Annotated in this window: 15 protein-coding genes; 7 read left to right on the plus strand and 8 right to left on the minus strand. The window is 58.7% G+C overall.

Annotation, left to right across the window (positions count from 1 at the left end; translation table 11 throughout):
- Positions 1-46 precede the first annotated feature (46 nt).
- The 5 genes from serS to ftsK all read right to left on the minus strand — a co-directional run bounded on the left by serS (position 47) and on the right by ftsK (position 6,219).
- Entirely contained in the window at positions 47-1,327 is a 1,281-nt protein-coding gene (serS, locus tag H3028_RS17900) for a serine--tRNA ligase (RefSeq protein WP_181298573.1), read from the minus strand.
- Between the two features lie 72 nt (positions 1,328-1,399).
- Positions 1,400-1,774 carry a fluoride efflux transporter CrcB gene (gene crcB, locus H3028_RS17905; RefSeq protein ID WP_181298574.1) on the minus strand — a complete coding sequence of 125 codons (375 nt, stop codon included), beginning with the start codon at positions 1,772-1,774 and terminating at the stop codon, positions 1,400-1,402.
- Positions 1,771-3,096: a replication-associated recombination protein A gene (locus H3028_RS17910; RefSeq protein WP_181298575.1), complete on the minus strand. Its 1,326-nt coding sequence runs from the start codon at positions 3,094-3,096 to the stop codon at positions 1,771-1,773. The genes crcB and H3028_RS17910 overlap by 4 nt, the downstream gene beginning before the upstream one ends.
- A 75-nt stretch (positions 3,097-3,171) precedes the next feature.
- Positions 3,172-3,798, minus strand: coding sequence for an outer membrane lipoprotein chaperone LolA (gene lolA / locus H3028_RS17915; RefSeq protein WP_181298576.1), 627 nt, complete (start codon positions 3,796-3,798; stop codon positions 3,172-3,174).
- Between the two features lie 15 nt (positions 3,799-3,813).
- Positions 3,814-6,219 carry a DNA translocase FtsK gene (gene ftsK / locus H3028_RS17920; RefSeq protein WP_181298577.1) on the minus strand — a complete coding sequence of 802 codons (2,406 nt, stop codon included), beginning with the start codon at positions 6,217-6,219 and terminating at the stop codon, positions 3,814-3,816.
- A 213-nt stretch (positions 6,220-6,432) separates the two neighbouring features.
- On the opposite strand from ftsK, the gene trxB reads away from it, so the two are divergent.
- The 4 genes from trxB to infA all read left to right on the plus strand — a co-directional run bounded on the left by trxB (position 6,433) and on the right by infA (position 9,181).
- Complete coding sequence (gene trxB, locus H3028_RS17925; protein ID WP_181298578.1) at positions 6,433-7,380, plus strand: thioredoxin-disulfide reductase; 948 nt, start codon at positions 6,433-6,435, stop codon at positions 7,378-7,380.
- A gap of 42 nt (positions 7,381-7,422) precedes the next feature.
- Positions 7,423-8,103 carry a leucyl/phenylalanyl-tRNA--protein transferase gene (aat, locus tag H3028_RS17930; RefSeq protein WP_181298579.1) on the plus strand — a complete coding sequence of 227 codons (681 nt, stop codon included), beginning with the start codon at positions 7,423-7,425 and terminating at the stop codon, positions 8,101-8,103.
- Between the two features lie 52 nt (positions 8,104-8,155).
- Positions 8,156-8,863, plus strand: a complete 708-nt coding sequence (locus H3028_RS17935) for an arginyltransferase (protein WP_181298580.1) — start codon at positions 8,156-8,158, stop codon at positions 8,861-8,863.
- Between the two features lie 99 nt (positions 8,864-8,962).
- A complete protein-coding gene (gene infA / locus H3028_RS17940) occupies positions 8,963-9,181 on the plus strand; it encodes a translation initiation factor IF-1 (RefSeq protein ID WP_002553999.1) in 219 nt (72 codons plus the stop codon).
- A gap of 194 nt (positions 9,182-9,375) precedes the next feature.
- Here infA and clpA read toward each other — a convergent pair whose 3' ends face one another.
- Entirely contained in the window at positions 9,376-11,646 is a 2,271-nt protein-coding gene (clpA, locus tag H3028_RS17945; RefSeq protein WP_181298581.1) for an ATP-dependent Clp protease ATP-binding subunit ClpA, read from the minus strand.
- 29 nt (positions 11,647-11,675) lie between these two features.
- Complete coding sequence (gene clpS / locus H3028_RS17950; RefSeq protein WP_168425515.1) at positions 11,676-12,038, minus strand: ATP-dependent Clp protease adapter ClpS; 363 nt, start codon at positions 12,036-12,038, stop codon at positions 11,676-11,678.
- A 213-nt stretch (positions 12,039-12,251) separates the two neighbouring features.
- On the opposite strand from clpS, the gene cspD reads away from it, so the two are divergent.
- On the plus strand, positions 12,252-12,509 hold the full coding sequence (gene cspD / locus H3028_RS17955; protein WP_168425516.1) for a cold shock domain-containing protein CspD: 258 nt from the start codon (positions 12,252-12,254) through the stop codon (positions 12,507-12,509).
- 55 nt (positions 12,510-12,564) lie between these two features.
- Here cspD and icd read toward each other — a convergent pair whose 3' ends face one another.
- Positions 12,565-13,821, minus strand: a complete 1,257-nt coding sequence (gene icd, locus H3028_RS17960) for an NADP-dependent isocitrate dehydrogenase (protein ID WP_181298582.1) — start codon at positions 13,819-13,821, stop codon at positions 12,565-12,567.
- A 368-nt stretch (positions 13,822-14,189) separates the two neighbouring features.
- On the opposite strand from icd, the gene H3028_RS17965 reads away from it, so the two are divergent.
- The gene (locus tag H3028_RS17965) at positions 14,190-16,415 is read left to right on the plus strand and encodes an NADP-dependent isocitrate dehydrogenase (RefSeq protein WP_181298583.1); all 2,226 of its coding nucleotides are present in this window, start codon (positions 14,190-14,192) and stop codon (positions 16,413-16,415) included.
- A 113-nt stretch (positions 16,416-16,528) separates the two neighbouring features.
- Positions 16,529-16,969 carry an NUDIX hydrolase gene (locus H3028_RS17970; protein ID WP_181298584.1) on the plus strand — a complete coding sequence of 147 codons (441 nt, stop codon included), beginning with the start codon at positions 16,529-16,531 and terminating at the stop codon, positions 16,967-16,969.
- The last annotated feature ends 24 nt before the right edge of the window (positions 16,970-16,993 follow it).

Raw genomic sequence — 16,993 nt, forward strand, 5'->3', positions numbered from 1 at the left:
TCACCACACCGGCTTCCGACTCCAGGCAACATGGCGCACCGAGCGCTCAGCCGATGATTTCGATACCGCCCATGTAGGGTTTCAAGACGTCCGGCACCTGGATGCTGCCGTCCGCCTGCTGGTAATTTTCCAGCACTGCGACCAGCGTCCGCCCCACGGCGAGACCGGAACCATTGAGCGTGTGCACCAGCTCCGGCTTGCCGGTTTCTGGATTGCGGAAGCGCGCCTGCATGCGCCGCGCCTGGAAATCGCCACAGTTGGAGCAGGACGAGATCTCGCGGTACTTGTCCTGGCTCGGCACCCATACTTCGAGATCGTAGGTCTTGGTGGCGCCAAACCCCATGTCCCCGGTGCACAGCGCCAACACGCGATACGGCAATCCCAGCAGCTGCAGAACCTTCTCGGCATTGGCAGTAAGGCTTTCAAGCGCCTCGAACGATTGGCTCGGTTCAACGATCTGCACCATCTCGACCTTGTCGAACTGATGCTGGCGAATCATGCCCCGCGTATCGCGGCCAGACGCACCGGCTTCGCTGCGGAAGCACGGCGTATGCGCGACGAATTTCAGCGGCAACTGCTTGGCATCGAGAATTTCGCCGGACACGATATTGGTCAGCGAAACCTCGGCGGTCGGAATCAGATAAAGATCGGCCTCGTTTTCGCGGGCGATCTTGAAGAGATCTTCCTCGAACTTGGGCAATTGTCCGGTTCCTTGCAACGCCGGCGCCTGGACCAGATACGGCGTATAGGCCTCTTCGTAGCCATGCTCAAGGGTGTGCAGGTCGAGCATGAACTGCGCCAATGCGCGATGCAGACGTGCAATCGGCCCACGCATCAGGGCGAAGCGTGCACCGGACAGCTTGGCGGCGGTTTCGAAATCCAGCCAGCCATACTGTTCGCCCAGGGCCACGTGATCTTTGATTTCGAAATCGAAAGTCTTTGGCGCGCCCCAGCGGCGCACCTCAACGTTGTCGTCTTCGCTCTTGCCCACCGGAACCGACTCGTGCGGCAAGTTCGGCAGGCTCAACATCAATTGATCCAGTTCGGCCTGGATGCTATCGAGCTCGACCTTCCCGGCGTCCAGCTCGGATGCCATGCGGTCTACATCGGCGAGCATCGGTGCGATGTCTTCACCGCGTTGCTTGGCCTGGCCAATCGACTTGGAGCGAGCGTTGCGCTCGGCTTGCAGCTGCTCGGTGCGGGTCTGCACGGTCTTGCGCTGAGCTTCCAGCGCCTCGATACGCGCCACATCCAGCTGGTAGCCGCGAGTAGCCAGGCGATCGGCGACGTCTTGCAGCTGTGTGCGTACCAGTTTCGAATCAAGCATGGTGGGTCTCGTCTGTGAAAGCTTTGAGGAATGGCGAAGAGGAAGCGGAGTTTACTGTGATCGCGGCCAGGTTCATAACCTACCTAGCGCCAGCCCGGCCCAGGCCGCCAGCAGCCCGCCGAACACGCTGATCCCGATATAGCCGAAGGTTGTCGAAAACTGCCCGCTTTCGAGCAAGCGCAAGCCATCGAGCGAGAAGCTCGAGAACGTCGTCAGGGCCCCGAGAAAGCCGATGATCAGGCCGCCGCGCAGTTCGGGCGAGATCTCCGGGCGCACCAGGAAGGACGCGTACAGATAGCCAATCAGCAAACAACCAAGCAGGTTGACCCCTAGCGTTGCCAGATAGAAATGACGAGGCCAGTGCGTCGAGACCCAGCTCGCAACGCCGAAGCGGATCAGGGTACCGAGCACACCACCCGCCGCCACCGCGAGCGCCATCCGTATCATGTCTTTCTCCGTTGCAGCGGGCTTTCCCGGTCGAGCCGTGCCAAGTGTTCGAGCTTGTCGCGAATCTTGCTTTCCAGGCCGCGCGGCACTGGCTGATAGTATTGCCGTGGCGCCATGGCGTCCGGGAAGTAGTCTTCACCTGCTGCATAGGCATCGGGCTCGTCGTGGGCATAGCGGTACTCGTTGCCATAGCCCAACTCCTTCATCAACCGAGTCGGTGCGTTGCGCAGATGCAGAGGCACTTCCTGCGAGCCGTTCTCGGCGACCTCGCGCAACGCCGCCTTGTAGGCCATGTAGACGGCGTTGCTTTTCGGCGCGCAGGCCAGATAGACGATGGCCTGCGCGACCGCCAGCTCGCCTTCCGGACTGCCCAGGCGTTCCTGGACGTCCCAGGCGGACAGGCACAGCCCCATGGCGCGCGGATCGGCGTTACCGACCTCCTCGCTAGCCATTCGCACCACACGGCGCGCGATGTAAAGCGGATCGCAGCCGCCATCGATCATCCGTGCGAACCAGTACAGCGCGGCGTCCGGATTCGAGCCGCGGACGGATTTGTGCAGCGCCGAGATCTGGTCATAGAACGCCTCGCCGCCCTTGTCGAAGCGACGACGGCTGTCACCCAGCAGATCCTGCAGCAGCTCCACGCTGATCTCGCCGCCCTCTTCGGCCAGGTCAGAGGCGTTTTCCAAGAGATTCAGCAGCCGCCGGCCATCGCCATCGGCCGCGGCCATGAGCATGCGGAAACTCTCGTCCGGTAGGCTCAGGCGCAGATCGCCCAAGCCCTTGGCTTCGGTCAATGCGCGCTCGACCAGCTTGCGCAACGCCGCCTCGTCGAGGCTTTTGAGCACATAAACCCGCGCCCGGGACAGCAAGGCGTTGTTCAGCTCGAACGAGGGATTCTCGGTGGTGGCACCGATGAAGATCAGCGTGCCGTCCTCGACATAGGGAAGGAAGGCGTCCTGCTGGGACTTGTTGAAACGATGCACCTCGTCGACAAAGAGGATGGTGCGTCGACCGTATTGAGCGGCCTGTTGCTTGGCGATTTCCACCGCCTGGCGGATTTCCTTGACGCCCGCCAGTACGGCCGAGACGGTCTCGAAATGGGCATCGGAAACCTTGGCCAGCAATCGCGCCAGCGTCGTCTTGCCGACGCCAGGCGGTCCCCAGAACACCATCGAATGGAGCGCCCCCTGCTCCAGCGCTTCGCGTAGCGGCTTGCCACGCGCCAGCAAATGCTCCTGCCCGACGTACTCGTCAAGGCTGGCGGCACGCAGACGTGCAGCTAACGGTTGGGCGACAGGATCGCGACTGAACAGGTCCATCGCGGGCGGGAACCTCTTATGCAAACGGCCTGCAGGAAAGCAGGCCGTACCGGTTGGCGAGCGTACCGACGCAGATCATTCGGAGATGACGTCGGTTCCCTCGGGAATCTCGAAGGTGAACAGATCGGCCTTGAGCGGCTGGTTCAGCCTGACGCCGTGAAACAGGATGTTGGTGCGCTGACCGACACCGTCGACCATCTGCATATCGTTGATCACGTCGCCGCGGAACGACAGGCGCAGGGTATCGAACAGAGTGTCCTTGGCTTTGGGCTTCAGCGTGAAATCCACCACCTCGCCAGCTTCCTGATGGGAAACCTCGAAATTCTCACTGATAGCCGAGACGTCACCCGACAACAGCAGTGCCGGCGTATGAGTCAGGCGTTGGTCGAGGGTCTGGATGGTCACCTGCTCAAGGTCCGGGTCGTACAGCCAGACTTTCTTGCCATTGGAAATCAGCAACTGCTCCATCGGCTCATCAGTATGCCAGCGGAACTGGCCCGGCCGCTTAAGCGCCATCTCGCCAGATGTCTCCTGGAGCTGGGTACCGGTACCGTCGAGCGACAGCTGGGAAAAGCGGCCTGTCAGAGTTTCAGCCTTCTGCAGCAGGCCGGTCAGGCGCTGCACCGAAGCGGCCTGGTCGGCATGGGCCGGAACCAGGGCAAATAGCAGAGCGGATGCAAACAACGCACGAATCAATTGCATGGAGCCCTCGGCGAACTAGTCGCGGGTAGGAGGCGGCGCGAGCACTTCGCGCGAGCCGTTGGTATTCATTGACGTCACGACGCCGGCCATTTCCATGGCTTCGATCATTCTCGCGGCGCGGTTATAGCCGATCTTGAGCTTGCGCTGCACAGCGGAAATCGATGCTCGACGACTTTCGGTGACGAAGCGTACGGCCTCGTCGTAGAGCGGATCGTCCTCACTGTCCTCACCGCTGCCGCTGTCGCCGCCCCCTCCATCGAAGCCGCTACCGGATTCCTCGACACCGACCAGAATCTCTTCGATATAGTCGGGCGCGCCCCGCGCTTTCCAAGCCTCCACAACACGGTGCACTTCTTCGTCGGAAACGAAGGCGCCGTGTACACGAATCGGCAGGCCGGTACCTGGTGGCAGATAAAGCATGTCGCCGTGGCCGAGCAGTTGCTCGGCGCCGCCCTGGTCGAGAATGGTGCGCGAGTCGATCTTGCTCGATACTTGGAAGGCCATGCGAGTCGGAATGTTGGCCTTGATAAGACCGGTGATCACGTCCACCGATGGCCGCTGGGTAGCGAGAATCAGGTGAATGCCCGCGGCCCGGGCTTTCTGCGCAATACGCGCAATCAGCTCTTCGACCTTCTTGCCGACGATCATCATCATGTCGGCGAATTCGTCCACTACCACGACGATGGTCGGCAGCTTCTTCAGTAACGGCGCTTCATCTTCCATGCTTTCGCGGCGATAAAGTGGATCGGTGAGCGGCGTACCGGCCTCCTCCGCTTCCTTCACCTTGCGGTTGAAGCCCGCCAGGTTACGCACACCCATGGCCGCCATCAGCTTGTAGCGCCGCTCCATCTCCGCGACGCTCCACCGCAGCGCGTTGGCCGCCTCCTTCATGTCGGTCACGACCGGGCACAGCAAGTGCGGAATGCCTTCATAGATCGACAGTTCGAGCATCTTCGGGTCGATCATGATCAGTCGCGCGTCTTCGGGCGTGGACTTGAACAGGATGGACAAAATCATAGCGTTCACACCGACCGACTTGCCCGAACCGGTGGTACCCGCGACCAACAGATGGGGCATCTTCGCCAGGTCGGCGATCACTGGCTTGCCACCGATATCGTGGCCGAGGGCGATGGTGACCGGCGATTTGGCATCGTCATAGGGCGCGGAGGACAGCACTTCCGAGAACCGCACGATCTGACGGTCTTCGTTGGGGATCTCGATGCCCACGGTAGTCTTGCCGGGAATCACCTCAACCACACGAACACTGATTACCGCCAACGAACGCGCCAGGTCCTTGGCCAGGTTGGAGATGCGGCTGACCTTGACCCCGGCGGCCGGCTGGATTTCGAAGCGGGTAATGACCGGCCCCGGATGAACCGACTCGACGATGACCTCGACGCCGAATTCCTTGAGCTTGATTTCCAGCAGCCGCGACATGGCTTCTAGCGATTCGGGCGAGTATTGCTTCTGCTGCTTCTCGGCGACATCCAGCAGTGACAGTGGCGGCACGCTGCCTTCGATCAGCGGGTCGACGAACAGATTGGCCTGCTTTTCCTTCAGGGCGCGCTTGCTTTGCTCGATCGGCTTCGGCGGTGCGGCAGGCGGTATGACCGGTGCCGGGCGCTTATCACGCTCGCTCATGTGCTTGCTCAGCGATTCTTCCCGCTCAAGCAGGCGCTCCTTGACCTTGGCGCGCTCACGACGGTCAGAGAGCGAACCGGCTACCTCGTTGACCACATCGTCGGCTTCGCGCAGCTGCGCGACGATCTGCTTGCGCTCGTTGCGGGCGGACCACCACCGACTGAACAGACTTTGAATCAGCTCGATCAGATCGAGGGTGATCTTGCCGGTCAGATCCATCACTTTGAACCAGGACAGATCAGTGAATACCGTCAGGCCGAACAAGAAGAACGCTAGCAGCAGTAAGGTGCTGCCCTGAACATTGAGCGCAGCCTCCGCGAGCTGGCCAAGGCTTTCGCCTAATGCGCCGCCCGCCGACGCAGGCAGATCGTTGGCGAACTGGAAATGGATATAAGCCAGCGCGGAGCCGGACAGAATCAGAAAAACGAGCCCGATCAATCGCCAAGAGAACAGCCAGCCGTTCCAGGTCCAGGGCTGATGCCGCGCGCGAAATACCTGCCAGGTCTTGATGCCCAGCAACAACGGAAACAAGTAAGCGAAATAGCCGAGCGCCATGAACAATACATCGGCGAACCAGGCCCCGGCGCGGCCGGCAGCGTTCTGGACCTGCTGGACGTTACTCGTATGGGTCCAGCCGGGATCGGCCGGGTCGTAGGTAAGCAACGCCATCCAGAGGTAGGCGCACAGCGCGCCGAGCGCGATCAAGGCACCCTCTTTGAGGCGGTAATTCAACTGTTGTCGCCAGACGGAAGCCGGCGCTGTAGAGGAGGTATTCTTCAAAACGCTTTATTTCCTGCGCCTGCGGCGCGCTCTATGAACCGTAGTCAGCCTGAACTTGGACATTGTACGGGTTTGTCGATTCGATGGCATGCCGGTTCCGCGCCGGCTTGGGCTTTTCTCGATGCTTCGGTGTAGCATAAACGCCAGTTTTTTCAGCGCGGCTCGACTGGAGCACGCTTCTCTAATTGCAACAAAGGCTTATGAGGGCTTTTTATGAATGAAGTCAAGCATTCACGTCTGATCATCCTCGGCTCGGGCCCGGCCGGTTATACCGCCGCGGTATATGCCGCCCGTGCCAACCTGAAGCCGGTCATGATCACTGGTATCCAGCCTGGCGGCCAGCTCACTACCACCACCGAAGTGGACAACTGGCCGGGCGATGTCGAAGGCCTTACCGGTCCGGCATTGATGGAGCGGATGCAGAAGCACGCAGAGCGCTTCGATACCGAAGTGGTCTTCGACCATATCCACACCGCCGAACTGCAGCAGCATCCGTTCATCCTCAAGGGCGACAGCGCCACCTACAGCTGCGATGCGCTGATCATCGCCACCGGCGCCTCAGCTCAGTACCTCGGCCTGCCATCGGAAGAGGCATTTGCCGGGCGCGGCGTTTCAGCTTGTGCTACCTGCGACGGTTTCTTCTACCGCAATCAGGTCGTGGCAGTGATCGGCGGCGGCAATACGGCCGTCGAGGAAGCGCTTTACCTGTCGAACATCGCCAAGGAAGTGCACCTGATCCATCGTCGCGACAAGCTGCGCTCCGAGAAAATTCTGCAGGACAAGATTATGGAAAAGGCGACCAACGGAAATATTCGCTTGCACTGGAACCACACGATGGAAGAAGTGCTGGGCGACGCCAGCGGCGTCACCGGCGTGCGCCTGAAAAGCACCTTGTCGGGTGAAGAACAAAAGCTCGAACTGTCGGGGGTATTCATCGCCATCGGTCACAAGCCGAACACCGATCTATTCCAGGGTCAGCTTGAGATGAAAGACGGCTACCTCAAGATCAAAGGCGGCAGCGAAGGCGATGCTACCTGCACGACGATTCCGGGCGTTTTCGCGGCAGGCGATGTGGCCGATCATGTGTACCGTCAGGCCATTACCTCAGCAGGTGCCGGCTGCATGGCCGCACTCGATGCCGAAAAGTACCTGGATCAGTAACCCACCCTGGGGCGGGCTCCCCGCCCTTTCGTGGCTATCAATATGCTCACCTGGCTGCAGCGCGACGATCTGTCATTTCCTCCGTTAGAGAAGGCCATGCACGAGCCCAACGGATTGCTCGCTGCGGGAGGCGACTTGTCGCCCGAACGCTTGCTAGCAGCCTATCGGCATGGCTGCTTCCCTTGGTATCAGGACGGGCAACCGGTGCTCTGGTGGTCACCCGACCCGCGCACGGTACTTTACCCCGAGGAACTGCATGTCTCGCGCAGTCTGCGCAAGAAGTTGCGGCAAGGCACTTTTAACGTCACTTTTGATCGAGCCTTTCGAGACGTAATCGAAGGCTGCGCCGGCCCTCGCAGCTATAACGACGGGACCTGGATCACCACACCGATGCAGAATGCCTATGTAAAGCTGCATCAGCTGGGCATCGCGCACTCGGTAGAAGTCTGGCAAGACGAACAGCTGGTCGGCGGCCTCTATGGCCTCGCCATGGGTCGACTATTCTTCGGCGAATCGATGTTCAGTCATACGACCGATGCGTCCAAGGCTGGATTCGTGACATTAGTGGAACGTCTCCGAGACTGGGGATTCAAAATGATTGACTGCCAGATGCCGACGCAACACCTGGCCAGTTTCGGCGCGCGAGCCATAGCCCGCCAGGCCTTTGCCGAGACGCTCGCCAAATATCTGGACGAACCCAGTTCAGCCCGATGGGAGCCCTAGTCGACGAAGCCAAGCTGACCTACACTGACTTCAAGATTTATGAGAGCTGACCATGACTTCACTGGCTCGTCTCAAGTTCTACGCCACCCAGCCTCATGCGTGCAGTTACCTGCCCGACGAACAGGCCACCACGCTCTTCCTCGACCCCAGCCAGCCGATGGATGTACAGGTGTACGCCGAACTGTCCGAAATGGGGTTCCGCCGCAGCGGTGATCACCTCTATCGCCCGCATTGCCAGCGCTGCACCGCCTGCATCCCCGCGCGGATACCAGCCGAAGGGCTACAGCTCAATCGTCAGCAAAAACGCATTCTCAAGCGCAACGCCGACCTGACCGTCACCAATGTTCGACCTTCTTTTACCGAAGAGTATTATTCGCTCTACGCCAGCTATATCGAACAGCGCCACGCGGACGGTGACATGTACCCACCGAGCCGGGATCAGTTCCATACCTTCCTGGTCCGCGACCTGCCCTTCTCCCGCTTTTACGAATTCCGCCTTGAAGGTCGTCTGCTCGCTCTCGCGGTGACCGATGTGCTACCCAATGGCCTGTCAGCGGTTTATACGTTCTACGACCCCAACGAGGAGCGCCGCAGCCTCGGCCGCTTCGCCATTCTCTGGCAGGTGGGCGAGGCGGCGCGGCTTGGACTGAAGGCGATCTACCTGGGCTATTGGATCAAGAACTGCCGCAAGATGAACTACAAGACCGAATACCGTCCTATCGAACTACTGGTCAACCAGCGCTGGATTACTCTGAGCTGAGCCCTTGGCTCTCGGAACCCTTTCAGGCACAATACTTGCCGCTTTTACCCGCGCATTCTTCGCGCCGGGTCAATCATTGGACACCGAGGGCTTTACTGAATGTCGAAAGAAGACAGCTTCGAAATGGAAGGTACTGTCGTCGACACCCTGCCTAACACCATGTTTCGCGTGGAGTTGGAAAATGGGCACGTCGTTACTGCGCATATCTCCGGAAAGATGCGCAAGAACTACATCCGGATTCTTACCGGTGATAAGGTTCGTGTAGAACTGACTCCTTACGACTTGAGCAAAGGTCGCATCACTTACCGCGCCCGCTAACAGGACGCGAGAACAAATGCCCGGTAATGACCGGGCTTTTTGTTTGTGCTCGCAGAAACCGAAGCAACCGAACTCTGCTTATCCCTGGATACGGGCAAGATTCGCCAGCGAATTTGCGCCGGCACTGCTGTCACACAGCTATCAAAGAAAACGCCCGGCTATTGCCGGGCGTTTCTGTTTCTGCGCAGTATGCGTTAAGCCAACTCAGCTGACGTTTCAAAGTCGAAGAACGGTTCGCCGTCTCGAATATCAACGTGCACCACACCGCCATGTTCGGCCAGCTCACCGAAGAGAATTTCTTCGGCCAGCGGTCGCTTGATCTTGTCCTGAATCAAACGAGCCATTGGCCGCGCGCCCATCTGGGCATCATAGCCGCGCTCAGCCAGCCAACCGCGCGCCGCATCCGACACTTCGAGCGTGACATGCTTGTCTTCAAGCTGCGTCTGCAACTCGATGAGGAACTTGTCGACGATGCTCTTGATGACTTCGTGGCTCAGGCGACCAAACTGAATAATAGTATCCAGACGATTTCTGAACTCCGGCGTGAAGCTCTTCTTGATCACCTCCATCGCATCCGAGGCGTGATCCTGATGAGTGAAGCCAATCGACGCACGTGCTGCGGTCTCAGCACCCGCATTGGTGGTCATAATCAGAATAACGTTGCGGAAATCCGCCTTGCGGCCGTTGTTATCGGTCAGCGTTCCGTGATCCATCACTTGCAACAGCAGATTGAAGACTTCCGGATGCGCCTTTTCGATTTCATCGAGCAGAAGCACGCAATGCGGCTGTTTGGTAATCGCCTCTGTCAGTAGGCCACCCTGATCGAAACCGACATAGCCCGGTGGCGCACCGATCAGCCGTGACACGGTGTGCCGCTCCATGTACTCGGACATGTCGAACCTCACCAGCTCGATACCCAGCGCCCTCGCCAACTGCCGCGCAGCTTCCGTCTTACCGACGCCCGTGGGGCCTGCAAAGAGGAAGGAGCCTACAGGCTTGTCTGGCGCCTTCAGCCCGGCACGAGACAACTTGATGGCAGTAGCCAGCGAATCGATCGCATCGTCCTGACCGAAAACGGTCAGCTTCAAGTCACGCTGGAGATTGCGCAACAGCTCCTTGTCGGAGGTGCTGACATGCTTGGGCGGGATTCGCGCGATCTTGGCGACGATATCTTCGACCTGCTCAACGTCGATTCGCGCGACGCGCTTATCTTCCGGCTGCAAGCGCTGATAAGCGCCCGCCTCGTCAATTACGTCGATCGCCTTGTCCGGCATGTGCCGGTCATTGATGTAGCGAGAAGCCAGCTCCGCAGCCGCACGGAGTGACTCATCACTGTACTCGATGCTGTGATGCTGCTCGAAGCGCCCTTTGAGACCGCGCAGTATGCCGATGGTGTCCTCGACCGACGGCTCGGAAACGTCGACCTTCTGGAAGCGACGAGCCAGCGCCCGATCTTTCTCGAAAATCCCGCGGAACTCCTGGAAGGTCGTCGATCCGATGCAACGAATCTCACCGGATGACAGCAGTGGCTTGAGCAAGTTGGATGCATCCATCACCCCGCCAGAAGCCGCACCAGCTCCGATAATCGTGTGGATTTCATCGATGAACAGGACCGCCTGGGGACGCTTGCGGAGCTCGTTCAGCAACGCCTTGAAGCGCTTCTCGAAATCACCCCGGTACTTTGTACCAGCCAGCAGGGCCCCGAGGTCCAAAGAATAGACAACGCTGTCCGCGAGCAGATCCGGCACTTGATTGTCGACGATGCGCTTGGCCAGCCCTTCGGCAATTGCGGTTTTACCAACTCCGGCCTCACCAACCAACAGCGGGTTGTTCTTGCGGCGCCTCGCCAGAATCTGGGCGACTCGCTCGACTTCGTGCTCACGCCCGACCAGCGGGTCTATGCGCCCCTGACGAGCCAGGTCATTAAGATTGCTCGCATAAGCATCGAGCGGATTACCAGAGGCGGCGGACTCACCACCCTCCTCGTCCTGCATCTCAGAATCGCCCTCAGAATTGGCATTATTACCCGGCACCTTGGAGATTCCATGGGCGATGTAATTGACAACGTCGATTCGGGCGACATTCTGCTGCTTAAGCAGAAACACCGCCTGGCTTTCCTGTTCGCTGAAGATCGCGACCAGCACGTTCGCGCCAGTAACTTCCCGCTTACCTGAGCTTTGAACATGGAAAACAGCACGCTGAAGCACGCGCTGGAAACCCAGGGTTGGCTGAGTCTCGCGCTCTTCGTCATGCTGGGGAATCAGAGGCGTGGTGGAGTCGATGAACTCCTGTAGGTCATGTCGCAATTTATCGAGGCTGGCCCCACAAGCACGCAAAACCGTTGCGGCTGCTTCATTGTCCAGCAAGGCTAACAGGAGATGCTCGACCGTCATGAATTCATGACGCTTAGTACGAGCCTCCTTGAAAGCCAGATTTAGAGTGACTTCGAGCTCACGGTTCAACATAGCTTTCACCTCTTACCCAGCAGTCGGGGTTAACCGTCCTTCTCGATCTCACAAAGCAACGGATGCTGGCATTCCCTTGCATATTGATTGACCTGCATCGCTTTGGTTTCAGCGACGTCCCGCGTGTAGACACCACAGACGGCCCGCCCTTCGGTATGCACCGCCAGCATTATCTTGGTGGCAAGCTCCCGATTGTGATTGAAAATTCCTTCGAGCACCTCTACGACGAAATCCATCGGCGTGTAGTCATCATTAAACATGACAACTTTGAACATCGGTGGTGCCTTCAGCTGTGGTTTGGCTTCTTCGACGGCCAAGCCGGACGAGTCGTCATCCAATGGCTTGGGACGGTCCTGGTTGAATATTAGTCGAATCTCTGGAGATGCACGCATGCGTATAACGGTTCTAGATCGGGGCGCCGAGGCCGGGTAAGTGGAAAGGCTTCACAGCCACCTGACGAGTCGCCTTGACTATCGGCAAAACGATGATACAAACAGTATGTGCCACAACGGCAACGGGCTGCGCGTGTGGGCCATGAGCTGCATCAGCGCGGAATGAAATGGATGTTACTCCAGTGATGGACTCCTTTGCAGAGGGATAACAGCATGCTAAGCGGTAAGGTCAAGTGGTTCAACAACGCCAAGGGCTATGGGTTCATCGTAGCAGACGGCGGCGATGAGGACCTGTTCGCCCACTACTCTGCCATTCAGATGGAAGGGTACAGAACTCTGAAAGCTGGGCAAGCGGTCATGTTCGACATTCTGCAAGGTCCCAAGGGCCTGCACGCAACCAATATTCGGTCACTGCAGACCACTGCGGAAGTAGTGGCGCCGGCCTCACAAGACTCGACCGTAGACGCCTGATTCAGGCAGCAAAAAGGCCGATCATTGATCGGCCTTTTTGTGTTGCTCCCGCTAGCTACATGCGGGAGATCATGGCATCGCCGAATTCCGAGCAGGACAGCAACGTCGCGCCGTCCAGCAAACGCTCGAAGTCATAGGTCACGGTCTTCGCAGCGATAGCGCTCTCGGTCGACTTAATGATCAGATCCGCAGCCTCTACCCAACCCATGTGGCGCAGCATCATCTCGGCCGAGAGGATCAGCGAACCCGGGTTGACCTTATCCTGACCGGCGTACTTCGGAGCGGTGCCATGGGTCGCTTCGAACATGGCCACGGTGTCGGACAGGTTCGCGCCCGGCGCGATACCGATGCCACCCACCTCTGCAGCCAGCGCATCGGACAGATAATCACCATTGAGGTTGAGCGTAGCGATTACGTCGTACTCGGCCGGACGCAACAGGATTTGCTGCAGCATAGCGTCGGCGATGGTGTCTTTGACGACGATATTCTTGCCGGTCACTGGGTTCTTGAATTGCATCCAGGGGCCGCCATCGAGCAGCTGCGCACCGAACTCATCACGCGCCACCTCGTAGCCCCACTCTTTGAAGGCGCCTTCGGTGAACTTCATGATGTTGCCCTTGTGCACCAGCGTCACCGAGCTGCGATCGTTATCTACCGCGTATTGCAGCGCCTTGCGAACCAGGCGCTTAGTGCCCTCCAGCGAAACCGGTTTGATGCCTATGCCACAGTTTTCGGTGAAGCGGATCTTTTTGACGCCCATTTCCTCGGTGAGGAACTTGATGACTTTCTCCGCCTCCGGGGAACCGGCCTTCCACTCGACACCAGCATAGATGTCTTCCGAATTTTCGCGAAAGATCACCATGTCGACATCGGCGGGCTTCTTCACGGGACTGGGCACGCCAGTGAACCAGCGAACCGGACGCTGACAGACGTAGAGATCGAGCTCCTGACGTAATGCAACGTTCAGCGAGCGGATACCGCCGCCGACTGGCGTGGTCAGCGGGCCCTTGATGGATACCACATAGTCACGCACGGCCTCCAGGGTTTCCTTTGGCAGCCAGGTGTCCTGGTCGTAGACCTGGGTCGCCTTCTCGCCCGCGTAAATTTCCATCCAGGAGATCTTACGCTGACCGCCGTAGGCTTTTTCCACGGCCGCATCGACAACCTTGATCATCACCGGACTGATATCAACCCCAATCCCGTCACCCTCGATGTAAGGGATGATCGGATTGCTGGGAACGGTCAGGGTGTTATCGGCATTGACGGTGATTTTGTCACCGCTGGCAGGCACCTGGATCTTTTGGTATCCCATGCTGGACTCCGTTTCTGTGGTTAAACATTAAACAGTGGTCATCTCCGAAGAGTAACCCAGTTGATTCAGCCGAAACCATATGTGCGTTCGTCTTATGGTCTGGGCATTCTTTGACAACGGGCCGCGGTGATATACTGCTTAGGTGACTAACGAGTCATGAGGGGCCAACCGGTTTCCAACGAGACCTTGCTCCTGAACCCGCCAGGCCGCCAACCGCAGCCAGACGGATCAAACGCTCAACACTCTAGTGGTGCTGTATCCAACATCATCGCGGCGGATCTCGAGACTGGCTCAACAAACGCAGCCAGAGCGCCTACCTGCGCACTTCGGGACTCTGTGCACGCTCAGCAAGAGAGAGTCAACTCTACATGTCCACCCGCTCGAAGATTATCTACACCTTCACCGACGAAGCCCCGGCGCTGGCCACTTATTCGCTTCTGCCTATTGTAGAAGCCTTTGCCGCCTCCGCTGACATCGCCGTCGAAACACGTGACATCTCTCTTGCAGGGCGCATTCTTGCAAGCTTTGCTGATCAACTGGACGCCGATAAGGCAATTGATGATGACCTGGCGAAACTCGCAGAGCTGACCGTTCAGCCAGACGCGAACATCATTAAGCTTCCGAACATCAGCGCCTCGGTTCCTCAGCTCAAGGCCGCCATTGCCGAGCTACAAGCCCTTGGTTACAACATCCCCAACTACCCCGAAGATCCGCAGACCGATGCGGAAAAAGAAGCACGCGCGCGTTACAGCAAGGTCCTCGGCAGCGCCGTGAACCCAGTGTTGCGTGAAGGCAACTCCGACCGACGCGCACCCGCTGCAGTAAAAGCCTTTGCCCGTAAGCATCCGCATTCCATGGGCGAATGGAGCAAGGCCTCACAGTCCCATGCTGACTACATGCGTGGCGGCGACTTCTTCTCCAGCGAACAGTCCATCACCATGGAAAACGCTGGCGACGTTCGCATCGAATTCGTAGGCAAAGACGGTCAAGTCGAGCTCAAGAAGCAAATCGCCCTGCAGCAAGGGGAAGTGCTCGACGGCATGTTTATGAGCTGCAAGAAGCTCCGCGCGTTCTTCGAGGAAACGCTGCAGGATTGCAAGGAGACCGGCGTGATGTGGTCCCTGCACGTAAAAGCCACGATGATGAAAATTTCCCACCCGATCGTATTCGGCCACGCCGTAAGCGTCTATTACAAGGACGTGTTCGACAAGTACGGCGATCTGTTCAAGGAGCTGGGTGTCAACCCGAACAACGGCCTGAGCAGCGTTTACGACAAGATCAAGTCGCTGCCGGATTCCCAGCAGGAAGAAATCCTTCAGGACATCCATGCGTGCTATGCCGGTCGCCCGGAAATGGCGATGGTTGACTCGGTCAAGGGCATCACCAACCTGCACATTCCAAGTGATGTGATTGTCGACGCCTCCATGCCGGCGATGATCCGCAGTTCCGGTCAGATGTGGGGCAAGGACGGCAAGCTCAAGGACACCAAGGCCGTAATGCCGGAAAGCACCTACGCCCGCATCTACCAAGAGATGATCAACTTCTGCAAAACCAATGGTGCCTTTGATCCGACCACCATGGGCAGCGTGCCGAACGTCGGCCTGATGGCGCAGAAGGCTGAAGAATACGGCTCTCACGATAAGACATTCGAAATGGCTGCCGACGGCACCATGCGTGTCGTACTCGCCGACGGCACCGTACTGATGCAGCACGAAGTGGAGAAAGGCGACATCTGGCGCGCCTGTCAGACCAAGGACGCCCCGATTCGTGACTGGGTCAAGCTGGCTGTTACCCGCGCTCGTCAATCGGACACCCCGGCCATTTTCTGGCTTGACCCCGAGCGCGCCCACGATCGTGAGCTTCAGAAGAAGGTCGAAGCCTACCTGCAGGAGCACGACCTGACTGGTCTGGATATCCGCATGATGGGCTACAACGAAGCGATCCGTATCAGCATGGAGCGTCTGATTCGTGGCCAAGACACCATCTCGGTGACCGGCAACGTGCTGCGCGATTACCTGACTGACCTGTTCCCGATCATGGAATTGGGCACGTCGGCGAAAATGCTCTCGATCGTTCCGCTGATGGCCGGCGGTGGCATGTACGAAACCGGTGCCGGTGGCTCAGCACCCAAGCACGTACAGCAGCTGATTGAAGAAAACCATCTGCGCTGGGATTCGCTCGGTGAGTTCCTGGCGCTGGCGGTATCGCTGGAAGAAACCGGGATCAAGACGGAGAACGTCAAAGCCAAGCTGCTCGGCAAAATGCTGGATGCGGCCACCGGCAAACTGCTCGACAACAACAAGTCTCCGTCACGCCGTACCGGCGAGCTGGACAACCGCGGCAGCCACTTCTATCTGGCGCTGTACTGGGCGCAGGAACTGGCAGCACAAACCGAAGACCTGGAGCTTCAGGCTTACTTTGCGCCACTGGCCAAACAGTTGAGCGACAACGAGCAGGTCATCGTCGCTGAGCTTGCCGAGGTTCAGGGCAAGGCGGTGGAGATCGGCGGTTACTACCGCTCCAACTCGGAGTTGACCAGCCAGGTCATGCGTCCGAGCGCGACCTTCAACGCCGCGCTCGCCTCGCTGGCCTGAGTCGTTCGGCGCTGAGTGGCGCTGTTGAATCGAAAACCCCGGCCTGGCGTCGGGGTTTTCTGTTTTCAATCAGGCTGATCGCTATCATCAACCTAGACAGGACAAACCCGAACATGACCTGGCATCCCCGCATTACGGTGGCCACGATCGTCGAAACAGATGGCCGCTTCCTTATGGTTGAAGAATCGAAAGGGGGCCGGCTGGTGCTGAATCAGCCCGCAGGCCATCTCGAACCCGGTGAGACGCTACGCCAGGCGGCTACGCGCGAAACGCTCGAAGAAACGGGATGGAACGTCGAGCTGAGCGGTGTGGTAGGGATCTATCTCTATACCGCACCGAGCAATGGCGTGACCTATCAACGCACCTGCTTCGCAGCCAACGCGGTTCGCCACGACCCACAGCGAAAGCTCGATACGGGCATTGTCGGCACTCGCTGGATGACGCGTGATGAACTGGCGGCCCAGCCGGAACGCTGGCGCAGTGAGCTGATTCTGCGCTGCATTGAGGACTACCTCGCCGGGCCAACCTACGACCTCGCCGTCGTTCGCGACTAATCCGCCTTAACCGCTGACTTGGTC

The sequence above is a fragment of the Pseudomonas sp. Q2-TVG4-2 genome (genome assembly GCF_013620795.1).
Taxonomy (GTDB): domain Bacteria; phylum Pseudomonadota; class Gammaproteobacteria; order Pseudomonadales; family Pseudomonadaceae; genus Stutzerimonas.

Coding starts and splice junctions, on each gene's coding strand:
- serS (WP_181298573.1), bottom strand. CDS start 1,327: ATGCTTGATTCGAAACTGGTACGCACACAGCTGCAAGACGTCGCCGAT.
- crcB (WP_181298574.1), bottom strand. CDS start 1,774: ATGATACGGATGGCGCTCGCGGTGGCGGCGGGTGGTGTGCTCGGTACC.
- H3028_RS17910 (WP_181298575.1), bottom strand. CDS start 3,096: ATGGACCTGTTCAGTCGCGATCCTGTCGCCCAACCGTTAGCTGCACGT.
- lolA (WP_181298576.1), bottom strand. CDS start 3,798: ATGCAATTGATTCGTGCGTTGTTTGCATCCGCTCTGCTATTTGCCCTG.
- trxB (WP_181298578.1), top strand. CDS start 6,433: ATGAATGAAGTCAAGCATTCACGTCTGATCATCCTCGGCTCGGGCCCG.
- aat (WP_181298579.1), top strand. CDS start 7,423: ATGCTCACCTGGCTGCAGCGCGACGATCTGTCATTTCCTCCGTTAGAG.
- H3028_RS17935 (WP_181298580.1), top strand. CDS start 8,156: ATGACTTCACTGGCTCGTCTCAAGTTCTACGCCACCCAGCCTCATGCG.
- infA (WP_002553999.1), top strand. CDS start 8,963: ATGTCGAAAGAAGACAGCTTCGAAATGGAAGGTACTGTCGTCGACACC.
- clpA (WP_181298581.1), bottom strand. CDS start 11,646: ATGTTGAACCGTGAGCTCGAAGTCACTCTAAATCTGGCTTTCAAGGAG.
- clpS (WP_168425515.1), bottom strand. CDS start 12,038: ATGCGTGCATCTCCAGAGATTCGACTAATATTCAACCAGGACCGTCCC.
- cspD (WP_168425516.1), top strand. CDS start 12,252: ATGCTAAGCGGTAAGGTCAAGTGGTTCAACAACGCCAAGGGCTATGGG.
- icd (WP_181298582.1), bottom strand. CDS start 13,821: ATGGGATACCAAAAGATCCAGGTGCCTGCCAGCGGTGACAAAATCACC.
- H3028_RS17965 (WP_181298583.1), top strand. CDS start 14,190: ATGTCCACCCGCTCGAAGATTATCTACACCTTCACCGACGAAGCCCCG.
- H3028_RS17970 (WP_181298584.1), top strand. CDS start 16,529: ATGACCTGGCATCCCCGCATTACGGTGGCCACGATCGTCGAAACAGAT.